At 65.4% G+C, this 21,536-nt stretch carries 20 protein-coding genes; 8 read left to right on the top strand and 12 right to left on the bottom strand.

Annotated features, from left to right (window positions below):
* Nucleotides 1–123: 123 nt before the first annotated feature.
* Both ASE39_RS09840 and ASE39_RS09835 read right to left on the bottom strand, forming a co-directional pair.
* Nucleotides 124–2,031 carry a GspE/PulE family protein gene (locus ASE39_RS09840; protein WP_057271024.1) on the bottom strand — a complete coding sequence of 636 codons (1,908 nt, stop codon included), beginning with the start codon at nt 2,029–2,031 and terminating at the stop codon, nt 124–126.
* Between the two features lie 22 nt (nt 2,032–2,053).
* Nucleotides 2,054–2,857, bottom strand: coding sequence for an exodeoxyribonuclease III (locus ASE39_RS09835; RefSeq protein WP_057271426.1), 804 nt, complete (start codon nt 2,855–2,857; stop codon nt 2,054–2,056).
* 10 nt (nt 2,858–2,867) lie between these two features.
* On the opposite strand from ASE39_RS09835, the gene pyrE reads away from it, so the two are divergent.
* Together pyrE and ASE39_RS09825 are read left to right on the top strand one after the other, a co-directional pair.
* On the top strand, nt 2,868–3,566 hold the full coding sequence (gene pyrE, locus ASE39_RS09830) for an orotate phosphoribosyltransferase (protein ID WP_057271023.1): 699 nt from the start codon (nt 2,868–2,870) through the stop codon (nt 3,564–3,566).
* Between the two features lie 5 nt (nt 3,567–3,571).
* A complete protein-coding gene (locus ASE39_RS09825) occupies nt 3,572–4,279 on the top strand; it encodes a DUF4124 domain-containing protein (RefSeq protein WP_140426740.1) in 708 nt (235 codons plus the stop codon).
* Nucleotides 4,280–4,411: 132 nt separating this feature from the next.
* Here ASE39_RS09825 and gatB read toward each other — a convergent pair whose 3' ends face one another.
* From gatB to gatC, 3 genes are read right to left on the bottom strand one after another with little or no spacing between them, the layout of a single operon-like run.
* Nucleotides 4,412–5,866 carry an Asp-tRNA(Asn)/Glu-tRNA(Gln) amidotransferase subunit GatB gene (gatB, locus tag ASE39_RS09820; RefSeq protein WP_057271021.1) on the bottom strand — a complete coding sequence of 485 codons (1,455 nt, stop codon included), beginning with the start codon at nt 5,864–5,866 and terminating at the stop codon, nt 4,412–4,414.
* A gap of 1 nt (nt 5,867) precedes the next feature.
* Nucleotides 5,868–7,370 (bottom strand): Asp-tRNA(Asn)/Glu-tRNA(Gln) amidotransferase subunit GatA, encoded by a 1,503-nt coding sequence (gatA, locus tag ASE39_RS09815; RefSeq protein ID WP_057271020.1) that lies wholly within the window; start codon nt 7,368–7,370, stop codon nt 5,868–5,870.
* Between the two features lie 7 nt (nt 7,371–7,377).
* On the bottom strand, nt 7,378–7,677 hold the full coding sequence (gatC, locus tag ASE39_RS09810; RefSeq protein ID WP_010467054.1) for an Asp-tRNA(Asn)/Glu-tRNA(Gln) amidotransferase subunit GatC: 300 nt from the start codon (nt 7,675–7,677) through the stop codon (nt 7,378–7,380).
* 217 nt (nt 7,678–7,894) lie between these two features.
* Here gatC and ASE39_RS09805 point away from each other — a divergent pair, with 217 nt between their 5' ends.
* The 4 genes from ASE39_RS09805 to mrdA all read left to right on the top strand — a co-directional run bounded on the left by ASE39_RS09805 (nt 7,895) and on the right by mrdA (nt 12,625).
* On the top strand, nt 7,895–8,938 hold the full coding sequence (locus tag ASE39_RS09805; RefSeq protein ID WP_010467056.1) for a rod shape-determining protein: 1,044 nt from the start codon (nt 7,895–7,897) through the stop codon (nt 8,936–8,938).
* Between the two features lie 129 nt (nt 8,939–9,067).
* Nucleotides 9,068–9,991, top strand: coding sequence for a rod shape-determining protein MreC (mreC, locus tag ASE39_RS09800; RefSeq protein ID WP_010467059.1), 924 nt, complete (start codon nt 9,068–9,070; stop codon nt 9,989–9,991).
* 76 nt (nt 9,992–10,067) lie between these two features.
* Nucleotides 10,068–10,586 (top strand): rod shape-determining protein MreD, encoded by a 519-nt coding sequence (gene mreD / locus ASE39_RS09795; protein ID WP_010467061.1) that lies wholly within the window; start codon nt 10,068–10,070, stop codon nt 10,584–10,586.
* A 98-nt stretch (nt 10,587–10,684) separates the two neighbouring features.
* Nucleotides 10,685–12,625, top strand: a complete 1,941-nt coding sequence (mrdA, locus tag ASE39_RS09790) for a penicillin-binding protein 2 (RefSeq protein WP_057271019.1) — start codon at nt 10,685–10,687, stop codon at nt 12,623–12,625.
* Between the two features lie 121 nt (nt 12,626–12,746).
* Here mrdA and ASE39_RS09785 read toward each other — a convergent pair whose 3' ends face one another.
* The 5 genes from ASE39_RS09785 to ASE39_RS09765 all read right to left on the bottom strand — a co-directional run bounded on the left by ASE39_RS09785 (nt 12,747) and on the right by ASE39_RS09765 (nt 17,161).
* Complete coding sequence (locus tag ASE39_RS09785) at nt 12,747–13,643, bottom strand: DMT family transporter (RefSeq protein WP_035198701.1); 897 nt, start codon at nt 13,641–13,643, stop codon at nt 12,747–12,749.
* Nucleotides 13,644–13,726: 83 nt separating this feature from the next.
* Complete coding sequence (locus ASE39_RS09780; RefSeq protein ID WP_057271018.1) at nt 13,727–14,479, bottom strand: amino acid ABC transporter ATP-binding protein; 753 nt, start codon at nt 14,477–14,479, stop codon at nt 13,727–13,729.
* A complete protein-coding gene (locus ASE39_RS09775) occupies nt 14,476–15,258 on the bottom strand; it encodes an amino acid ABC transporter permease (protein WP_057271017.1) in 783 nt (260 codons plus the stop codon). Before ASE39_RS09775 ends, ASE39_RS09780 begins: the two co-directional genes overlap by 4 nt.
* A 124-nt stretch (nt 15,259–15,382) precedes the next feature.
* Entirely contained in the window at nt 15,383–16,147 is a 765-nt protein-coding gene (locus ASE39_RS09770; protein ID WP_010467071.1) for an ABC transporter substrate-binding protein, read from the bottom strand.
* Nucleotides 16,148–16,402: 255 nt separating this feature from the next.
* Nucleotides 16,403–17,161, bottom strand: a complete 759-nt coding sequence (locus ASE39_RS09765) for a TSUP family transporter (RefSeq protein WP_057271016.1) — start codon at nt 17,159–17,161, stop codon at nt 16,403–16,405.
* Between the two features lie 367 nt (nt 17,162–17,528).
* Between ASE39_RS09765 and ASE39_RS09760 the strand changes: the two genes are divergently transcribed.
* Nucleotides 17,529–18,896, top strand: coding sequence for an ammonium transporter (locus ASE39_RS09760; protein WP_010467076.1), 1,368 nt, complete (start codon nt 17,529–17,531; stop codon nt 18,894–18,896).
* 170 nt (nt 18,897–19,066) lie between these two features.
* Nucleotides 19,067–19,402, top strand: a complete 336-nt coding sequence (locus ASE39_RS09755; protein WP_057228385.1) for a hypothetical protein — start codon at nt 19,067–19,069, stop codon at nt 19,400–19,402.
* A gap of 46 nt (nt 19,403–19,448) precedes the next feature.
* On the opposite strand, the gene ASE39_RS09750 is transcribed toward ASE39_RS09755, so the two are convergent.
* Both ASE39_RS09750 and ASE39_RS09745 read right to left on the bottom strand, forming a co-directional pair.
* Entirely contained in the window at nt 19,449–19,799 is a 351-nt protein-coding gene (locus tag ASE39_RS09750) for an antibiotic biosynthesis monooxygenase (protein WP_057228599.1), read from the bottom strand.
* Nucleotides 19,800–19,819: 20 nt separating this feature from the next.
* Complete coding sequence (locus ASE39_RS09745; RefSeq protein WP_057271015.1) at nt 19,820–21,499, bottom strand: GMC family oxidoreductase N-terminal domain-containing protein; 1,680 nt, start codon at nt 21,497–21,499, stop codon at nt 19,820–19,822.
* Between the last annotated feature and the right edge of the window lie 37 nt (nt 21,500–21,536).

Raw genomic sequence — 21,536 nt, 5'->3', positions numbered from 1 at the left:
GGCGAGCGGGGCTCAATCCGGATGACGCTCATTTTTTGATAGCTGTTGGCGCTTATTCGTTAAGCGCCATTGGCCTTTTTTTCACATTTTTCCAGCGGTAGCCATCGCCGGAGTGGGCGCACATCACAGGTTGGTTGCCGCCACCACTTCCGACATGTCGGTCAACCCCTGCAGCACCTTCTCGATGCCGTCCTGGCGCAGCGTCAGCATGCCCGCGGCCAGTGCCGAATGGCGGATGTCCGAGGCGGGGGCGCGGTGGCGGATGTGCTGGCGGATGGCCTCGTCGCTCAGCATCAGCTCATGGATGCCCAGCCGGCCGTGGTAGCCGTGGCCGTCGCACTTCGTGCAGCCCACGTGCCGCCACAGGCGCAGCTCGCCCTGTGCGCCGCCATGCTGCTGGCGCCAGCGCGCCACCTGCGCCTCGCAGGCCTCGGGCGTGTTGCGGGTGCCACTGTCCAGGTACTGCGACGCCAGGCCCAGCAGCGTGTCGTGGTCGGCCACCCGCGGCTCGCGGCAGGCCGTGCACAGGCGGCGCACCAGGCGCTGGGCCAGGATGGCAAGCAGAGAATCCGAGAAGTTGAACGGGTCCAGGCCCATCTCGAGCAGCCGCGCAATGCTCTCGGGCGCCGAGTTGGTGTGCAGGGTGGACAGCACCAGGTGGCCGGTGAGTGAGGCCTCGATGGCGATGCGCGCGGTTTCCTCGTCGCGCATCTCGCCGATCATGATGACGTCCGGGTCGGCGCGCAGAAAGGTGCGCATTGCGGCTGCAAAAGTCCAGCCGATGCGCGGGTTCACCTGCACCTGGCGCAGGCCCTCCTGCGTGATCTCGATGGGGTCTTCGGCCGTCCAGATCTTGCGGCCGGCGGTGTTGATGTCGTGCACCACCGAGTGCAGCGTGGTCGTCTTGCCACAGCCCGTGGGGCCGCACACCAGCACCAGGCCGTAACTCTTTTGCACCACCGCCCGCAGGGCCTGCAGGTTGGGCGGGCTCAGGCCGATGTTCTCCAGCGGCAGCGGCTTGGCACCGGCCAGCAGGCGCAGCACCACGTCTTCCAGCCCGCGCGAGGTGGGCACGGTAACCACGCGCAGCTCCACCGGCGGGCCGCCGAAGCGGGCGAAGTCGATCTTGCCGTCCTGGGGCTTGCGGTGCTCCGAGATGTCCATGCCCGCCATGATCTTGATGCGCGCCACCATCGCGAAGCGGTAGCGTGCCGGCAGCTCCAGGTAGGGCGTGAGGTCGCCGTCGATGCGCAGGCGGATGCGCACGTTCTGCGGAGCGGGCTCGGTCTCAATGTGGATGTCGGAGGCGCGGTGGTGGATGGCTTCGTCGATCACCGAATTGATGAGCCGTACCAGGGTGTTGTCCGACTCGCTGATCACGTCGGCCTGTTCGGAGTCCGCGTCCGGGGCCGTGCTGCCGAGGTTTGCCGCCAGCTCGCGGGAGGTGGCGCGTGCGGCGGTGGCCGCGTCGGCGCCGCCACCGGGCTGGGTGCGGTAGGCGCGGTGGATGGCGGGCATCAGCGTGCCCGGTGCGGCCTGCAGCGGAAGGAGCCGGCGCTGTGTGAGAAACCGCAGTTCGTCCAGCAGCACGCGGTCACAGGGATCGGCCATGAGCAACACCAGCGCGTCTTCGCGGGCGATCAGCGGCAGCACGGATTCACGCTCTGCCACTGCGCGTGGCACCAGGGCCAGGGCCGTCGCTTCTGGCGCAATGTCGCCTGGGTGTACGGTGTACTCGCCCAGCCATGCGGCAATGACCTGGCGCAGCTGCTCCTGGGTGAGGACGCCGCCTTCCACCAGGATCTGCCCGATCAGCCGGTGTTGCCCGGCGCCGCGCTCCTGCAACTGCTTCTTGAGGCCGTCTTCCAGGGCCGAGGGGGACAGCATGCCCGCATGGACCAGCGCCTCCCCCAGGTGGCGCGCCTTGCCAACGGTGGGATGGGGGGTGGAGAGCTGTCTCCACAAGGATTCCGCGTTGGCGGGGCGGAAACCGTGGGGCGGGGGGGCGGTGGGGGCTGCGGTGTCGGGCATCAGTGGTCAGAGGCGGGCATCGTCAAAGGCTGAAGTCATAGTCCACCGTGATGGGCGCGTGGTCCGAGAACTTTTCACTTTTGTAGATGGATTCAGCACGTGCCAGCGCCGCGAGCGCGGGGGTGGCCAGGTGGTAGTCCAGCCGCCACCCCACGTTGTTGGCATACGCCTGCCCCCGGTTGCTCCACCATGTGTAGGCGGTGTCCGTGGCGGTAGGTTGTAACTGGCGGTAAACGTCTATGATGCCGCCGCCTTCATCAGTTGTGTGCAACAACTTTGTCATCCAGGCCCGTTCTTCGGGCAAAAAACCACTGTTTTTCTGGTTGCTGCGCCAGTTTTTGAGGTCAATTTGCTGGTGCGCAATATTGATGTCGCCGCACAGAATGAAGTCACGTTCGCCCTTGACTTTCATCAGGTGGGGATGGATCTCGGCCAGAAACCGGAACTTGGCCTGCTGGCGCTCCTCGCCCGACGAGCCGCTCGGAAAGTACGCGCTGATGATCGACAGCTTGCGGGCCGGCGTGTCGAAACGCAGCTCCACATAGCGGCCTTCTGTATCGAACTCTTCAGAGCCATAGCCAATGACTACATCCGAAGGCTCGTGCCGCGTGTAGACGCCCACGCCGGAATAGCCTTTTTTCTGGGCATAGTGGAAGTGGCCTTGCAGGCCGGCCATGCGCTCGAAGCGGTTGGCCATGTCGGCCGCCTGGGCCTTCACTTCCTGTACACAAATACAATCCGGCCGCGTGGCTGCCATCCAGCTTTCCACGCCTTTGCTGGTGGCCGAGCGGATGCCATTGAGATTGAGGCTGGTTAACTTGAACAAGGAATTCCCCATGGTGGATGTTGGCGCGCAAACCTCTGGACAGGGCCAGCTGGCGCAGGATTTTGTACGTTTTGCCGTCGAATCGGGCGTGCTGCGGTTCGGTGAATTCAAGACCAAGGCGGGGCGCCTGAGCCCATATTTCTTCAACGCAGGCCTGTTCGACGATGGCCGCAAGATGGGGCGGCTGGCGGAATTCTATGCAAAAGCCCTGCTGGCCAGCGGCATCGAATTCGACATGGTTTTTGGCCCGGCCTACAAGGGCATTCCCCTGGCGGCCACGGTCGCGGTGGAGCTGGCCCGGCTGGGGCGCAACGTGCCTTTTGCCTACAACCGCAAGGAGGCCAAGGACCATGGCGAGGGCGGCACGCTGGTGGGTGCCCCCTTGAAAGGCCGGGTGCTGATCGTGGATGACGTCATGTCGGCAGGGACCGCTGCCCGCGAATCCATTGCGATCATCCAGGCCGCCGGTGCCACGCCGCATGCGGTTGCAATTGCGCTGGACCGCCAGGAAAAAGCCACAGAGAATGGCCAAGATGTGGACCATAGCGCGGTGCAGTACGTGCGCGATCAGCTGGGCATGCAGGTGTGTGCCATCGCCCGGCTGGCAGACTTATTGCTGTATCTCTCGCAAAACGGGGAAGAGGGGATGCGCTCGCATCACGAAAAAGTGCTGGCCTACCGCCAGCGGTACGGCGTTAACGAAGGGTAGATGATTTGAGCAAGTCGGCGTGGATCATGGGCGGGTTGGTGCTGCTTACCCTGGGCGTGGAGCTGGCCTCGGCGCAGTCGCAGCAAGGTGCGACTGGCGGTATCTACACGTGTGTGGACCGCAACGGGCGCCGGCTGACGGCCGACCGGCCTATTCCGGAATGCCTGGACCGGGAGCAGCGCGAACTCAGCCCCTCGGGCACCACACGCCGCCAGATCGGACCCTCGCTCACGGAGCTGGAGCGTGCCGCCCAGGACGCCCAGAACCGCAAGGACGCCGAGGAGCGGTCCCGCATTGTCGAAGAGCGCCGGCGTGAACGCGTTCTTGTCGCCCGCTACCCCGACAAACCGGCCCATGATGTGGAGCGCACTGCAGCCATCCAGCTGGTGGACGATGTCACGGCTACCGCAGAAAAACGCATAGTCGAGCTGAAAGCTGAGCGCAAGAAGCTCGATGTGGAGATGGAGTTCTACCAGAAGGATCCCAACAAGGCGCCCATGACGCTGCGCCGCAAAATCGCTGAGATTGACGACAGCCTTGCCGAGCAGCAGCGCTTCATTGCGGGGCAGGACCAGGAAAAGCGCCGCGTGCACCAGCGCTTTGACGCTGAACTGGCCCAGCTGCGCAAGCTGTGGGATCCTCAGCGCGTGTCCCCCGCAGCGGCTGCGAAACCCTCTGCCAGCGCGGTGCCTCCTGCGTCGGGAGCTCGATAGACGAGGTTGGGGGGCTGATCTGCCCAGAGCCCGCGCCGCGAAAATCACTTAAAGAACCGACTTCAGGATAAAAAAACAAAGGGGCCTCGCGGACCCCTTTGTTCTTTGCGCCAGTGTTTACAGGTGTTGAAGTCAGCCCGCCAGCTTGGCACGCAGCAGGTCGTTGACCTGTTGCGGGTTCGCCTTGCCCTTGCTGGCCTTCATCGCCTGGCCCACCAGTGCATTGAACGCCTTGTCCTTGCCCGCGCGGAACTGGGCCACGTTGTCGGGGTTGGCGGCAATCACCTCGTCGATGATTTTCTCCAGCGCGCCGGAGTCGTTCATCTGCTTGAGGCCTTTGGACTCAATGAGGGTATCCACGTCTGCAGCTTCACCTTCCCACAATGCATCAAACACCTGCTTCGCTGCATTGTTGGAAATCGTGCCATCGGCGATCCGGCCAATCAGCGCAGCCAGTTGCACCGAAGTGACCGGCGCTTTCTCGATGCCGATCTCTCCCAGGTTCATGCGCCGTGACACTTCGCCCATGATCCAGTTGCTGGCCAGCTTGGGCTGACCGCAGGCCTTGGCTGCTGCCTCAAAATAGGCCGCCATCGCCTTGCTCTGTGTAAGTGTGGTGGCGTCATATTCGGGCAGGCCATAGTCCGCCACAAAACGCGCGGCCATAGTGCGGGGCAATTCGGCCATCAGCGCACGTTGTTCCTGCACCCATTGCTCTAAAATGTGTAGCGGAGGCAGATCCGGATCAGGGAAGTAGCGGTAATCCGCCGCGTCTTCCTTGGTCCGCATGGCGCGTGTTTCGCCCGTATCCGGGTCGAAAAGCACGGTGGCCTGCTGGATGGCGTGGCCGTCCTCGATCTGGTCGATCTGCCAGCGGATCTCGTAGTCAATGGCCTGCTGCATGAACTTGAACGAGTTCAGGTTCTTGATCTCGCGGCGTGTGCCCAACGGGCAGCCGGGCTTGCGGACGGACACATTGGCATCACAGCGGAAGCTGCCTTCCTGCATGTTGCCGTCGCAGATGCCGATCCAGGTCACGATCTTGTGCAACTCTTTCGCATAGGCCACGGCTTCGTCGGACGAACGCATGTCGGGCTCGGTCACGATCTCCAGCAATGGCGTGCCGGCGCGGTTCAGATCGATGCCGCTTTGGCCGATGAAGTCTTCGTGCAGCGATTTGCCCGCGTCTTCTTCGAGATGGGCGCGCACCAGGCGCACGGTTTTCTTTTCGTCGCCGAGGAAAAACTCCACCTCGCCGCCCTGCACCACCGGGATCTCGAACTGGCTGATCTGGTAGCCCTTAGGCAGGTCGGGGTAGAAGTAGTTTTTACGGGCAAAAATACTCACTGGCGCAATGTGGGAGCCCAGAGCCAGTCCTAATTTGATAGCGCAGGCCACTGCCTCGCGGTTCATCACGGGCAGCGTGCCGGGCAGGGCCAGGTCCACCGCGCAGGCCTGGGTGTTGGGCTCGGCGCCAAAGGCGGTGGGCGCGCGGCTGAAGATCTTGCTCTGCGTGGCAAGCTGGGTGTGGGTTTCGAAGCCGATGACAACTTCGTAGCCGTGGATCAATTTGCTGGTCGTCGTCATGTCACAGACCTCCGGGTTGGCGGAGGTGGAAATCAGTGGCTTGCTGCAGGCGGTGCGCAGCGTTCAGAAGGCGGGCTTCCTGGAAGTAGTTGCCAATCAGCTGCAGCCCCACGGGCAAACCCCCTTCGCCAAAACCTGCAGGCACGCTCATGCCGGGCAGGCCGGCCAGCGAGCCGGGCAGGGTGAAGATGTCGGCCAGGTAGTCGGCCAGCGGGTCGGCGCCATGCTCGCCCAGCTTCCAGGCCACGGTGGGGGCCACGGGGCCGGCGATGAGGTCGCAGCTCTTGAACGCGTTCTGGAAGTCGTCGGCGATCATGCGGCGGATCTTCTGCGCCTGCAGGTAATAGGCGTCGTAGTAGCCGTGACTCAGCACATAGGCGCCGATCATGATGCGGCGCTTGACCTCGTCGCCAAAACCTTCGGCGCGGGTCTTCTTGTACATGTCTACCAGGTCGGTGTAGTCCTTGGCGCGGTGGCCGAACTTCACGCCGTCGAAGCGGCTGAGGTTGGACGAGGCTTCGGCGGGGGCAATGATGTAGTACACGGGGATGGACAGCTCGGTGCGCGGCAGGCTGATGGGCACGAGCTTGGCGCCGAGCTTTTCGTATTCCTTCAGGGCGGCATCCACGGCGGCGCGCACATCGGGCGCCAGGCCTTCGCCAAAGAACTCGGCGGGGATGCCGATGCGCAGGCCGTCAATGCTGTCGTTGAGCTTCGCTCTGAAGTTCTCGGCAGGCACGTCGAGCGACGTGGAGTCGCGGTCCGGGTCGGGGCCGCACATGGCGGACAGCAGCAGCGCGCAGTCTTCGGCCGAGCGGGCCATGGGGCCAGCCTGGTCGAGGCTGGACGCAAAGGCGATCATGCCGTAGCGGCTGGCGCGGCCATAGGTGGGCTTGATGCCGGTGATGCCACAAAACGATGCGGGCTGGCGGATGGAGCCGCCAGTGTCGGTGCCGGTGACGGCCGGGGCCAGGCGCGCGGCCACGGCCACGGCGCTGCCGCCCGACGAGCCGCCGGGGATGCGGCTGGTGTCCCAGGGGTTGCGCACGGGGGCCGGGGCGCCAAACCCCACAGGGGCGACTGCGGAGTTCTCGTTGGACGAACCCATCGCGAACTCGTCGCAGTTGAGCTTGCCCAGCGTCACGGCGCCCGCATCGGCCAGCTTGGTGACGACGGTGGCATCAAAGGGCGACTGGTAGCCGGCGAGCATCTTGGAGCCCGCCGTGCTGGGGAAGTCGCGCGTGACGAAGATGTCCTTGTGGGCAATCGGCACACCTTCCAGTGCGCCCGCCGTGCCAGCGGCAAGGCGCGCATCGGCGGCCTGGGCCTGGGCCAGGGTGGCGTCTTCGTTCAGGGCCACATAGGCGCCCAGATTCTGGTGCGCTTTGGCGCGGGCCAGGAAGTGCTGGGCGGCTTCGACGGCAGAAAATTGCTTGTTGCGCAGGCCGGTGGCCAGCTCGGAAACGCCCAGGTCGTGCAGGGCTTTGGTCGTTGTTGTGCTCATGCGCGTCTCACTCGATCACTTTGGGGACGAGGAACAGGCCGCGCTCTACAGCGGGTGCGCTCTTCTGGTTGGCTTCACGCTGGTTGGGCTCGCTGGCCACGTCCTCGCGCAGCCGCAAAGCCACGTCCTGGATGGCAGCGACGGGGTGCGCCAGGGGCGTGATGCCCGAGGTATCCACAGCCCGCATTTGTTCCACGATGTCAAAGAAGCCATTGAGCTGGGTCAGCATGCGCTCACTTTCGGAGGGTGTCAGCTCAAGCCGTGCCAAATTGGCGATGCGGCCGATGTCCTGGGGGGTCAGTGCCATAGGGAGGAGAATCTAGAGAAACCAGAAGTAAAGCTGTGATCCGGGCCGCGCCGGAGGGAGTTATTCACAGGGGATGGGGTATTATCCCGGCTTTGCCGCAATACCCCCTTCACTGCCGGTTTTTGTGCGAAAAAAGCGATTTTTGACCCCCACCCACACCCTGACACACCTGGCGATGGCAGGCCGACGTGCATGCCGTGCCTGAGAGGATTTTTGAATGTTCGGAGCTTTCCGTCGGTATTTCTCCACCGACCTTGCCATTGACCTTGGCACCGCCAACACCCTCATTTTCGCCCGCGACAAGGGCATTGTGCTTGACGAACCTTCCGTCGTCGCCATCCGCCACGAAGGCGGGCCGCACGGCAAGAAAGTCATTCAGGCGGTAGGCCGCGAGGCGAAAGCCATGCTGGGCAAGGTGCCTGGCAATATCGAGGCCATCCGGCCCATGAAGGACGGCGTGATTGCTGACTTCGTGATCACCGAACAGATGATCAAGCAGTTCATCAAGATGGTGCACCCGCGCACGCTGTTCACCCCCAGCCCGCGCATCATCATCTGCGTTCCCTGCGGCTCTACCCAGGTCGAGCGCCGCGCCATCAAGGACGCCGCAGAAGCCGCTGGCGCTACTGCCGTCTATCTGATCGAAGAACCCATGGCCGCCGGTATCGGTGCGGGCCTTCCGGTGTCCGAAGCCTCGGGCTCCATGGTCGTGGACATCGGCGGTGGCACCACCGAAGTCGGGGTGATTTCGCTGGGCGGCATGGTCTACAAGGGCAGCGTCCGCGTCGGTGGCGACAAGTTTGACGAAGCCATCATCAGCTACATCCGCCGCAACTACGGCATGCTGATCGGCGAACCTACGGCCGAGGCCATCAAGAAGAGCATTGGCTCGGCCTTCCCTGGTTCGGAAGTGCGCGAGATGGAGGTCAAGGGCCGCAACCTGTCCGAAGGCGTACCGCGCAGCTTCACCATTTCCAGCAACGAAGTGCTGGAGGCGCTGACCGACCCGCTTAACCAGATCGTCTCCGCCGTGAAGAACGCGCTGGAGCAGACCCCGCCCGAGCTGGGCGCCGACATCGCCGACCGCGGCATGATGCTGACCGGTGGTGGCGCGCTGTTGCGCGACCTGGATCGCCTGCTGGCCGAAGAAACCGGCCTGCCGGTGCTGGTGGCGGAAGACCCGCTGACCTGCGTGGTGCGCGGCTGCGGCATTGCGCTGGAGCGCATGGACCGCCTGGGTAGCATTTTCACGAGCGAGTAAGCCTGCGGGCCTGTATGCTGCAGGCACTTTTTCGCTCTGAACTGCATGACCGCACCTGCTCCATTGCTTCTGTCTGAGCACATGCCCGTGGAGTTGCCTCCACGCGGCAGATCCTGACCGCTTCGCACGATGCCACTGGGTACTCTTGAGCGCAGCGCTCCCCCTTTCTTCAAACAGGGCCCTTCGGCCCTGTCGCGTTTGGCCGTCTACAGCGCGCTGGCGCTGTTTCTCATGGTGGCCGATGCGCGCTTTCAGCTCACCGGGCCTTTTCGGCAAGCGGTGGCCACCGTGCTCTATCCGGTGCAATGGCTGATGCTCAAACCCGTGGAGTTTGCGAGCCACGGTGCGGACTACTTCCAGTCGCTGCAGACCGCCCAGGAAGGGCTGGATGCCGCGCGCCAGAAGATGACCCTGATGGGCCAGCGCGCCAACCAGGCGGAACAACTGGCCCTGGAAAACGGGAGGCTGCGACAGCTCTTGGCGCTGCGCGACCGCCTGGAAACCCCGGCGCAGGCCGCAGAGGTGATCTATGACACGGCCGACCCCTATACGCGCCGCGTGGTGATCGACCGCGGGCAGATGGGCGGCGTGATGTTGGGTGCCCCGGTGATGGACGAGGCGGGCGTGCTGGGCCAGGTCACGCGGGTTTTTCCGCTCGTGAGCGAAGTCACTTTGCTGGTGGATCGCGACCAGGCCATTCCCGTGCTGAACGTTCGCACGGGCGCGCGCGGGGTGGCCTATGGCGATCCCGTGGCCGGACACGGCGGCGGCATGGAGCTGCGCTTCATGCCTGCAAATGCCGACGTGCGCGAGGATGACCTGCTGACGACCAGCGGCGTGGACGGTTTGTACCCCTCGGGCCTGCCCGTGGCACGGGTGCTGCGGGTGGAGCGCCGGGCCGACTCCGCCTTCGCCAGGGTCTACTGCACGCCCCTGGCCCAGGTGCAGGGGGCACGCCACGTGGTGGTCCTCCAGCCCTTGGCCGAGAACGCACTGCCGCGGCCGGAGCCCGCGCACCCCGCGCCCGCGAAACGCGGAGGGCGCCGGGGATGACGAAGTACGTGTCAAGGAGGCGGTGGCTGGACCACGGCCTGCGAAAGGGTGAACCCCTTTCGAAAGGGAGCGCGCGATGATCATGCCGCGCGGCGAGCCGCTGCTGCTTCCGGTCAACCCGGTATTTATTGTCGCCAGCCTGGCTGTGGGGCTGGCCATCAACATGCTGCCACTGGGTCGCATCGTCTGGACGCCCGATGTGCTGATGGTGCTGCTGGTCTTCTGGGGCGTGCACCAGCCACTGCGCATCGGCATGGGCGTGGCGTTCCTGCTGGGCCTGTGCATGGATGTGAGCCAGTCGGCGCTGCTGGGCCAGCATGCGCTGTCCTACACCGTGCTGTCGTTTGGCGCGATTGCCATCCACCGCCGCCTGCTGTGGTTCAGTGTGCCGTCGCAGGCCTTGCAGGTGTTGCCCCTGTTTGCCCTCGCCCACGCCATCGAGCTCTTGCTGCGGATGGCGTCCGGGGGCATATTCCCGGGGCTGTGGAGTTTTCTCGCGCCAGTGCTGGAGGCCCTGCTGTGGCCTCTGGCCAGCTGGGTGCTGCTGGCCCCGCAGCGACGCCCGCCCGACCGCGACCAGAACCGGCCTCTGTAGCCCATGCCTTCCTTGATGCCAGCGCGTTTTGCCAACGGTCCGTATTTGCCCGTGGACGGTAAGCACGGGCCTGCGTGTGCCCGAATGGGGGGTAGGGCGTGACCGAGGTGCGCAGCAGCGAAGCCGATGCTTCGCGCTTTCGGATGCGGGCGCTGGTCATCGGCGCCCTGGTGTTTTTTGCGTTTTGCCTCATCGCTGCCCGGCTGGTGTATCTGCAGGTGGTCCGGCACGAAGACCTGGCGGCGCAGGCGGAGAGCAACCGGACGGCCGTCGTGCCCATCGTGCCCAACCGGGGGCTCATCCTGGACCGCAACGGCGTGGTGCTGGCCACCAACTATTCGGCCTACACGCTGGAGATCACGCCTTCGCGCGCGGGGGTGCTGGACGAGACCATCGATGAGCTGTCCAAGGTGGTGGAGATCCAGAGCCGTGACCGCCGCCGCTTCAAGCGGCTCATGGAAGAGTCGCGCAACTTCGAGTCCCTGCCCATCCGCACGCGCCTGACCGACCAGGAGGTTGCGCGTTTTACCGCCCAGCGCTACCGCTTCCCGGGTGTGGACATCAAGGCGCGCCTGTTCCGCAACTATCCCATGGGCGATGTGGCCAGCCATGCCATCGGCTACATCGGCCGCATCAACCAGACCGAGAAGGCGCGCATCCAGGATTCCGAGGACGAAGCCAACTACCGGGGTACGGAATACATCGGCAAGCTGGGCATCGAGCAGAGTTTCGAGTCCGCCCTGCATGGCGCCACCGGGGTCGAGCAGATGGAAACGTCGGCGGGCGGGCGGGCGGTGCGCAAGCTGTCCAGCCACGCGGCCACGCCTGGTGACAGCGTGATGCTGTCCATCGACATCAAGCTGCAAAAGCTCATTGAAGACATGTACGGCAACCGCCGGGGTGCGCTGGTGGCCATCGACCCGCGCAACGGTGAGATCCTGGCTTTGGTCAGCAAGCCCACGTTCGACCCCAATCTTTTTGTCGAGGGGATTGACGTGGAGAACTGGACGGCGCTCAACGAATCCATCGACAAGCCTCTGCTCAACCGCGCCATGCGCGGCACCTACCCGCCAGGCTCCACCTACAAGCCCTTCATGGCGCTGGCGGCGCTGCAGCTGGGCAAGCGCTCGCCCAGCCTGGTGGTCAACGATCCGGGCTTCTACACCTTCGGCGGCCACACCTTCCGCAGCCATGAAGGTGGGCTGGGCGGGGTGGACATGCACCGCGCCATCCAGCAATCGAGCAACACCTACTTCTACTCGCTGGCGGTGGAGATGGGTGTGGATGCCATCCATGACTTCATGAAGCCGCTGGGCCTTGGGCAGGCCACGGGCATCGACCTCAATGGCGAGGTGCGGGGCACCTTGCCCAGCACCGAGTGGAAACGCAATGCCTACAAGCGTCCCGAAATGAAGCGCTGGTTTCCTGGCGAAACCGTGTCGCTGGGCATTGGCCAGGGCTACAACAACTTCACCATGCTGCAGCTGGCGCTGGCGCAGGCCACGCTGTCCAACGGCGGCATTCGTTACCGGCCGCACATGGCCAAGGCCGTGAAGAATGCGGTTACGGGGGCCATCACCGAGATCCACCAGCCCCCTGGCGTAGACCTGGGTTTTCTGCCCAAGAACGTGGACATCGTGCGCAACGCCATGGTCGCCGTGAACAAGGGCGGCACCGGCACGCGCGTGTTTGCCGGGGCGCCGTACACGGCCGGTGGCAAGACCGGCACCGCCCAAGCGGTGACCATGGGGCAGAACGTCAAATACAACGCGAAGTCCCTCGAAGAACACCAACGCGACCATTCGCTGTTTACCGCCTTTGCCCCGGCCGAAAACCCCAGCATTGTGCTCGCGGCGATTGTGGAAAACGCCGGCTTCGGCGCGGCCCATGCCGCCCCCATCGCGCGCCGGGTGTTTGACTACTGGCTGCTGGGCGAATACCCCAACGAGGAAGATCTGGCTGCCGTGCAGAAAGGCCTGGCCTCCGCGCCGATTGGCAAGCCACGCAAGGCGAGCGAAGTGCAGATGATCGCTCCCTAAGCAATTGGTTCAAAAAAGATAGCTGGTAGCGCAATACAGATAAGCGCCAGAGCCTATTTTTAGTAAGATTTTCGTTCCCAACCGGTCTCCGTCCCGCTCCGTCCCGCTCCGTCCCGCTCCGTCAGGCCCGTTGCACGGTGCCGGCCCGCCCAGCGGGCTGGATCTGGCTGAACACCAGCGCTGCCACGATCAGGGCGGCACCGCCGAGCCCCGCCCAACCCAGCCTTTCGCCCAGCAGCGCCCAGGCCGTCAGGGCTGCGAACACAGGTTCCAGGCCGAACACGATGGCGCTGCGCATGGCATCCACGCGCTGCTGGCCCCAGGCCTGCAGCGTCACCACCACCACGCTGGCGAGCAGGCCCAGATAGAGCAGCGCCAGCAAGGCATCCACAGGCAGGTCTGCCGTGGAGCGCAGCCAGTCCATGCCACCGCCCTGCGCCAGCAGCAGCGCGGTGGAGGCCAGCGCCATCACCGTGGCTTGTGCGGCGGCCATGCGCGTGGCCCGCAGCGGCTGCGCCGCCGTGCGGCGCGCGCATTCCTCCAGCGCCAGGATGTACAGCGCGTAGAACACGGTGCTGGCCAGCGTCAGCGTATCGCCCAGGTTCCAGGGCTCGTTCTCATGGAACATCAGCGCCATGCCTGCACACGCCAGGGCGCACGCCGCCCACAGCCGCCAGCCATAGCGCCGGCCCAGGAAGGCCATGGCGATCAGGGGCACCACCAGCACGTTGAGCCCGGTGACAAACGCGTTGCGGTTGCTGCTGGTGCGCGCCAGCCCTTCGATCTGCAGCCAGAACGCCAGGAACAGCAGCAGGCCCAGGGCGCAACCCCAGCGCCGTTCGTGCCGCAGCATGCCGCGCCACAGCGGCGCCAGCACCACCAGCGCGATCACAAAACGCAGCCAGATGATCTGCAGCGCATCGAGCTGCGCCGAGAGCAGTTTCATCGCCGGGAAGGTGGTGCCCCACACCACCGTGACAACCAGCAGGGCCATCAGGCCCCAACGTTCAGTACGCATCGGAAGAATTCCCCAAAACCAAAAGAAAAAAGGGCCGCCGGTTGCCCGGCGGCCTCTGCGCTGCAGAGCGGCTCGGACGCGGGTCAGTGGCTGACCTGGCCCAGAAAGGCGCGGATGCGGTCGTTGGCCGGGTTGCCGAAGAACTCCTGCGGCGGCGCGTCGTGCGCGATGCGGCCCTGGTCGAAGAACATCACCCGGTCGGCCACCTCGCGGGCAAAGCCCATTTCGTGGGTGACCACAATCATCGTCATGCCGCCGCGTGCGAGGCCGCGCATCACGTCCAGCACTTCCTTGACCATCTCGGGGTCGAGCGCCGACGTGGGCTCGTCAAACAGCATGACCTTGGGCTGCATGGCCAGCGCCCGCGCAATGGCCACGCGCTGCTGCTGCCCGCCCGACAGTTGCCAGGGGTACTTGTGTGCGTGGTCCTGCATGCCCACGCGGCGCAGCAGCTGCATGGCTTCCTCGTTAGCCTGGGCGCGCGGCGTGCGGCGAATGCGGCGGGGGGCCAGCGTCACGTTGTCCAGCACACTCATGTGGCCGAACAGGTTGAACTGCTGGAACACCATGCCCACTTCGCAGCGCTGGCGCTGCAGCGTGCCGAGGTCGTCGCAGACCTCCACGCCGTCGATGGTGATGCGCCCGCTGTCGTGGGGCTCCAGCCGGTTGATGGCGCGCAGCAGCGTGCTCTTGCCCGAGCCCGACGCGCCGATGATGACCGTCACCTCGCCGGTGTGGAACACGGTGGAGACATCCTTGAGCACCTGGTGCGCGCCAAACGACTTGCACACCCGTTCGGCCACGATGTAGGGCTTGGGCTGGTGGGTCGCGGTCATTGGTTGCGCCCTTCCACGTCAAAGCGGTATTCCACAGCGTTGGAGATCTGCGTGACCAGAGTGGTCAGCAGCAGGTAGGTGACGGCCACCGTGGTCAGCGTGGCAATGGGCTGGAAAGTGGCCGACTGGATGCGGTTGCCCACGTTGGTCAACTCCACCACACCAATCGCATAAGCCAGCGACGAATCCTTGAGCAGCGCCACAAAGTTGCTCACCAGCGGCGGCAGCGAAATCTTGAACGCCTGCGGAAACACCACGTCCAGAAATACATGCACCCTCCCCAGGCCCAGCGCCCTGGCCGCCTCGGTCTGCCCGCGGGGCACGGCCAGCAGGCCTGCGCGCAGTGCTTCGGCGTTGTAGGCGCCCACGTTCAGCCCCAGGGCCACCACGGCCGCGGCAAAGTCGGGCAAATTCAGCCCCGGCACCAGCACCGGAAGGGCAAAGTACACAAACAAAATCTGCACCAGCAGTGGCGTGCCGCGGATGGCCCAGATGTACACGCCAGCAACCCAGCGCACGGGCGTCCAGCGGGCGGTGCGGGCGAGCGCCGCCGCCGTGCCCAGCACCAGGCCCACGGCACCACTGACCAGCGTGAGCCACAGCGTGGTGCGCGCACCTTCGGAAAACGCCTGGGCGTTGGGGCCGATGGGGTCGGGGAAGAACGACAGCAATTGGCCCAGCAACGAGAGGGCCAGCACCATCACCACCAGTGCAGCGACCAGCGTGGCATTGCTGCGCTGCTGTCGGGACCAGCCTTGTGGCCAAAGAGCGAGAAGCATGGATCAGACGACCGGAAGGTCTTGGTTGGAATCGGGCCAGCGGCAGGACCAGGGTGACGCCGCTAGAAACAGCAAAGGGTGCGCCAAGGGCCAGGCCCTGCGCACCCCATCACGTATTTTTAACTCAGTTGCAGCGCACGTCTTCTTTGAAGTACTTCTTGGAGACCGTGGCGTAGCTGCCGTCGGCCAGCACTTCGGCAAACGCCTTGTTCCAGGCATCGGCCAGGTCGGTGTTGCCCTTGGCCATTGCGGGGGCGATGCGTTCAATGAACAGCATGTCGCCCAGCTTGAAACCGGCCTTGGCGTTCTTGGCGGCGGCTTCCTTGGCCACGAACTTGTCGCTGACCCACGCGTCCACGCGCTTGGAGATCAGGGCGCGCTGGGCGTCGGTGTCCTGCGGAAAGTTCTTCACTTCCTTCACGCCGCTGACCTTTTTCACTTGCTCGAGGTAGCTGGTGCCGGTCTGCACGGCCACCACCTTGCCCGAGAGGTCCTGAGCGTTGCGGATCTTTGCGTCCATCGCCACGATGATGCCGCCCGAGCAGTAGTGGGGGTTGGCAAACGTGACAGCCTTGGAGCGCTCTTCGGTCACGCCGTGCGATGCGATCACGGCGTCCCAGCGGCTTTGGCCCAGGCCGGTCAGCAGCGCGTCAAACCCCAGGGTCTTCCATTCGAGCTTCAGGCCCATCTTCTTGACCACCAGCTCGGCCACTTCCACCTCGAAACCCGTGAGCTTGGTGCCTTCAAAGAAGTTGAACGGCGCGAACTGGCCTTCGGTGGCCACGATGATCTTGCCGTCTTTCTTGATTTCATCCAGCGTGCGGGCCTGGACGGCGAGGGCGGCGCACAGCGCCACGGCGGTGACAACGGCAGACTTGAAAAACTTCATGGCAGGGTTCCTGTGGGGGTGGTTCAGGTACAAAAAATCCGGCATGCGGGTAGGCAGGCCGGAGCGGGTGAATGCAGGCATCGCCAACAGCGATGGGCCTCGTCATCAAACGGAAATGCGCAGAAATTATAGGACGGGCGTTCGCATTCGGGCCATGCAGGGCAACCCCGATGACCTCGGGGCGCCCTGGTGGTAGGCCTGCCCAGCTTAGCAAGCATGATGCCATCCGGGGGCACGAGCCCCTTTGGGCCTCCGCTAGCGCAGGAACGCGTCGTAACCCGTCTTGAGGATCAGCGTGCTCACCACCACGATGAAGATGCCACGCACGAAACCCGTGCCGTGCTTGAGCGCCAGGTGCGTGCCCAGCAGGCTGCCCACCACATTGGCGATGGCCAATGTCACCGCAAAGTGCCACCACACATGGCCCTTGGCGGCAAACAGCGCAATGGCGGCGACGTTCGTGGCGCAGTTGAGCAGCTTGGCCGAGGCCGAGGCGTTGAGGAAGTCATAGCCCAGCAGCCGCACGAACAGGAAGACAAAAAAGCTGCCGGTGCCCGGGCCGAAGAAGCCGTCATAAAAGCCGATGAGCACGCCGATCAGGCTGGCCACCAGCACTTCGGTGCCGCCCACAAAACGTGGGGTGTGGTGCCGCCCCAACTCCTTCTTGGCCAGCGTGTAGACCAGCACCCCCAGCAGCACCAGGGGCAGCAGCTTGCGAAGGAAATCGGCCGACATCACCGTGACAGCCCAGGCGCCGGCAAACGAACCCGCAAAACCCGCAGCGGCGGCAGGCAGCATGGCCGACCAGCGGACCTGCACGCGACGGCTGTACTGCCAGGTGGCCATGGCCGTGCCCCACACCGAGGCGGCCTTGTTGGTGCCCAGCAGCGTGGCCGGAGGGGCCCCGGGAAAAGCCGCAAACAGCGCCGGCACCATCACCAGCCCGCCCCCACCCACGATCGCATCCACAAAACCTGCCAGCAGCGAGGCCAGGGTAATAAAAATCCATTCCATCGCAGGATTTTCGCAGCTTGTCTGCTATGGATTCAGGACCTCCCAAGGCATTGGCGAAAGGGAGGCCAGCGTGGAACAGGCAAGAAAAAGGCGCTGGGATCGCCAGCGCCTGGAAAAAAACCGCACCTCGTTGGGTGCTTGAAATTTGATTATTGGTAGAAAGGATGTCTCCTCGGGCCCCTCGCTTGGCACACCGAAGCGCGCTTTCGAGTGCCGCAACTGTAACGACTGCACTTCGCTGGTGCATTGGGGGTTTCCCGCCCCCGTTGTGGGGCGGTGAACGCGCCGCAGGGGGGCGAAAACAGGGTGTTTGGGTTGGCACGGCTCGTGCAATTGCGCTTGTAACAATTTGCGAAAGGGAGCCGCCATGCGGGCAGTCAACCACCGGTTCTTTGTGGTCGTGTCGTTGTGTCTGGGCCTGTGCGCCAGCGCATTGGCCCAGACGGCGCTCGATGCAGCGGGTGCGGTGGCGGCAGTGCCATCCCCGCCCCTGACCCGCCCCGGGCTGGTGGCGCAGACCACCATCAGCGCGGCAGATACCGCGTGGATGATGACCTCCACGGCGCTGGTCCTGCTGATGACGCTGCCGGGCATTGCCCTGTTCTACGCGGGCATGGTGCGCAAGAAGAACGTGCTCAACACCATGGCCAGTGTGGTCGCCATTGCGGCGCTGGTCAGCCTGCTGTGGTTTGGGGCGGGCTACTCGCTGGCCTTCACCCCGGGCAGCCCTTGGCTGGGGGGATGGGAGCGCATCGGCTTTGCGGGCCTGGACTTTCAGCTCGCTGGCGGCAAGCTGGCCGTGAGCCATGTGGCACCGCACATCCCCGAGTCGGTGTACGCCATGTTCCAGCTCACGTTTGCCATCATCACCGCCGCGCTGCTGGTAGGGGCGTTTGTCGAGCGCATGCGGTTTTCCGCCATGCTGATCTTCATCAGCCTGTGGACCCTGCTGGTCTACGCCCCGGTGGCGCATTGGGTGTGGGAGCCAGGGGGCTGGCTGGCCCAGATGGGCGCGCTGGACTTTGCCGGGGGCTCGGTGGTGCACGTGAATGCGGGCGTGGCCGGGCTGGTGTGTGCGTGGTTCCTCGGGCGGCGCACTGGCTACGGGCGTGAGCCGTTCGAGCCCTACAACCTGGGACTCACCATGGCCGGTGCGGGCCTGCTGTGGGTGGGCTGGTTCGGCTTCAACGCGGGCTCTGCCGTGGCCGCCGACGGGCGCGCCGGGCTGGCGATGGCGGTGACGCACCTGGCCGCAGCGGCCGGGGCCTTGTCGTGGATGCTGGGCGAATGGGTGGTGCGCGGGCGGCCGTCCCTGCTGGGGCTGTGCTCTGGCCTGGTGGCGGGGCTGGTGGCCATCACGCCGGCGGCGGGGTTTGTCACGCTGCGCTCGGCGGTGGCGATTGGCCTGGTGGCCGGGCTGGCATGCTACTGGGGCGCCACGGGGCTCAAGCGCCTGCTGCGCGCCGACGATTCGCTCGATGTGTTTGGGGTGCATGGCATCGGCGGCATCGTGGGCTCGCTGCTCACCGGCGTGCTGGCCAGCCGCACCGTGGGGGGTGTCTCCGGCAGCCTGCTCACCCAGGCCATTGGCGTGGGGGCGGTGATGGCCTACAGCCTCGTTGCGACCGCCGTGCTGCTGTGGATCACCAATTTCGCCGTGGGCCTGCGGGTGGATGAGCAGAGCGAGCAGACCGGGCTCGACATCGCGCAGCACCGTGAGCGCCTGGGGAGTTAATGAAGTCCACCCCCCTGAGGCCCTGCGGGCCTTCCCCCCGCTCTCGCATTGCTGCGCAATGCGGGCAGGGGGACGCAGCCAGCGCGGCGGGGCGGCCCTTGCGCGGCTGCCCGCGCTTGGGCCGCGCCGGTCAGCGCCATGGATGACTGAAATGCCACAAGGAGCCGACCATGCCCGATTCCGACAAGCTCGCCATTGCCGCCCACCTGCATGTGCTGCTGCGCCGCAAGACGGGGCGCGTGACCGACACCGAATGGATGGCGGCCAACGCCGAATATGCGCTGGAGATCGTGCGTTTCGCACGCCGGCGTGCCCAGGAGGACAACGTTCCAGAGCTGGTCGAGTGGGCCGACCGCCTGGACCTGGCCATCCATGCCGCCCCACCCGCTGCGCCGCGCCGTCCCTTGCTGGATGTGGCCACGCAGGCCGTGCGCCAGCGCATGGCGCCGCCGCCCGCACCCGAGCCAGCGCCCGAAGTGCCTCGGTATGTGGGGGGAATCCGCTGACCGCGCCGCGGCCGTGTGGCCGGGGTATGACTGGGGCTGGGCGGGATCAGTGCGCTGCCGCGCCCTGCACGAACAGGCCCGCCGTGGGCAGCAGCCCGACCAGCTTGTCGTCGCCATAGGTGCGCATCACCTGCGAGATGACGACCTGGTAGCCGTTGAGCCACTGCGCTTGCGCCGCCTTGGCCTTCAGGTGGGTGGGGTGTTGCATCAGGGCCTGCAGGGCCTCGAGCGATTGCCAGTAATACACGTTGGACACGAGGCCCTTGCCCGTGTCCTCCCACGACTCCTCGCCCAGGTAGCCGTCGATGGAGCGGGCGGCGGTGGCAATCGCCTCGTCCAGGCGGTGGAAGGCGTCGTCGAACTGTTTGGTGGCAAAGATGAAGGTGGAGGAGTACATGGGCGCGATGGTACCCACGCTTATGCCGCGCGCCGCGCCTGGATGATCCACTCCGCTGCCTTCTCGGCCAGCATCAGGGTGGGCGAGTTGGTGTTGCCGCTGGTGATGGTGGGCATCGCCCCTGCATCCACCACCCGCAGGCCCGCAATGCCGCGCACACGCAGTTGGGAGTCCAGCACCGCCATCGGGTCTTCATCCCGCCCCATCTTCGTCGTGCCCACGGGGTGGAAGATCGTGGTGGCAATGTCACCGGCCAGGCGCGCCAGGTCTTCGTCGCTTTCAAACTGCACGCCGGGCTTCCACTCCTCGGGCTGGTACTTGGCCAGTGCGGGCTGGGCCACGATGCGGCGCGTGACGCGCAGGCTGTCGGCGGCCACCTGGCGGTCTTCGGCGGTGCTCAGGTAGTTGGGCGCAATGGCGGGGGCGGCCTTGAAGTCGGCGTTCTTGATGTTCACCGTGCCCCGGCTTGTGGGGTTGAGGTTGCACACGCTGGCCGTGAAGGCCGGAAAGCTGTGCAGCGGCTCGCCAAACGCGTCAAGCGACAGCGGCTGCACGTGGTACTCGATGTTCGGGTAGGGCTGGTCCGCGCTGCTGCGCGTGAAGGCCCCCAGCTGCGAGGGCGCCATGCTCATGGGGCCACTGCGTTTGGTCGCGTATTCGAGCCCGATCTTGGCCTTGCCCCAGAGCGAGCTGGCCATGGTGTTGAGCGTGGCCACGCCGTTGACCTTGAACACCGCGCGGATCTGCAGATGGTCTTGCAGGTTGGCGCCCACGCCGGGCAGGTCGTGCACCACGTCGATGCCGTGCTGGCGCAGCAGCGCGGCGGGGCCGATGCCCGACAGCTGCAGCAGCTGCGGTGAGTTGACCGCGCCCGCGCTCAGGATGACCTCGCCTGAGGCATGCGCCGTGACCATCTCCTGGCCGTCCCACACCAACACGCCGGTGCAGCGCTTGCTGCCGTCGGGCTGCGTCTCGATGACGAGCTTGGCGGCCTGCGCGCTGGTCCACATCTCGAAGTTGGGGCGGCCGTAGCACGTGGGCCGCAAAAAGGCCTTGGCCGTGTTCCAGCGCCAGCCGCTTTTCTGGTTGACCTCGAAGTAGCCCACGCCTTCGTTGCTGCCGCCGTTGAAGTCGTCGGTGGCGGGGATGCCGGCCTGCTGCGCTGCCTGGGAAAACGCGTCGAGCACATCCCAGCGCAGGCGCTGCTTTTCGACCCGCCACTCGCCGGTGCTGCCGGTGACCTTGTTGCCGTGCAGGCGTTTGAAATTTTCATTCACGCCGCCGGGCTGGTCCAGGCGCCAGTGGTCCTCGTGGCGGCGGAAGTAGGGCAGGGCGTTGTCCCAGCGCCAGCTGGCGTCGCCGGTCAGCTCGGCCCACTGGTCGTAGTCGCGGGCCTGGCCGCGCATGTAGATCATGCCGTTGATGCTGCTGCAGCCGCCCAGCGTCTTGCCGCGCGGGTAGCGCAGCGTGCGGCCGTTCAGGCCCGCGTCGGGTTCGGTGTTGTAGAGCCAGTCGGTGCGCGGGTTGCCGATGCAGTACAGATAGCCCACGGGGATGTGGATCCAGTGGTAGTCGTCCTTGCGGCCGGCTTCGATCAACAGCACCCGGTAGCGGCCGTCGGCGCTCAGGCGGTTGGCGAGCAGGGCGCCGGCCGTGCCGCCGCCAATGATGATGGTGTCAAACGTGGTGTGGTCGCTCATGGGCAGGGGGCGGTGGCAATGTGTGGAAGGAGACGGA

Source organism: Acidovorax sp. Root267 (assembly GCF_001429215.1).
Classification (GTDB): Bacteria; Pseudomonadota; Gammaproteobacteria; order Burkholderiales; family Burkholderiaceae_C; genus Acidovorax; species Acidovorax radicis.
The sequence above is the reverse complement of the archived record's forward strand: the minus strand, read 5'-3'. Positions and strand labels throughout refer to the sequence as shown.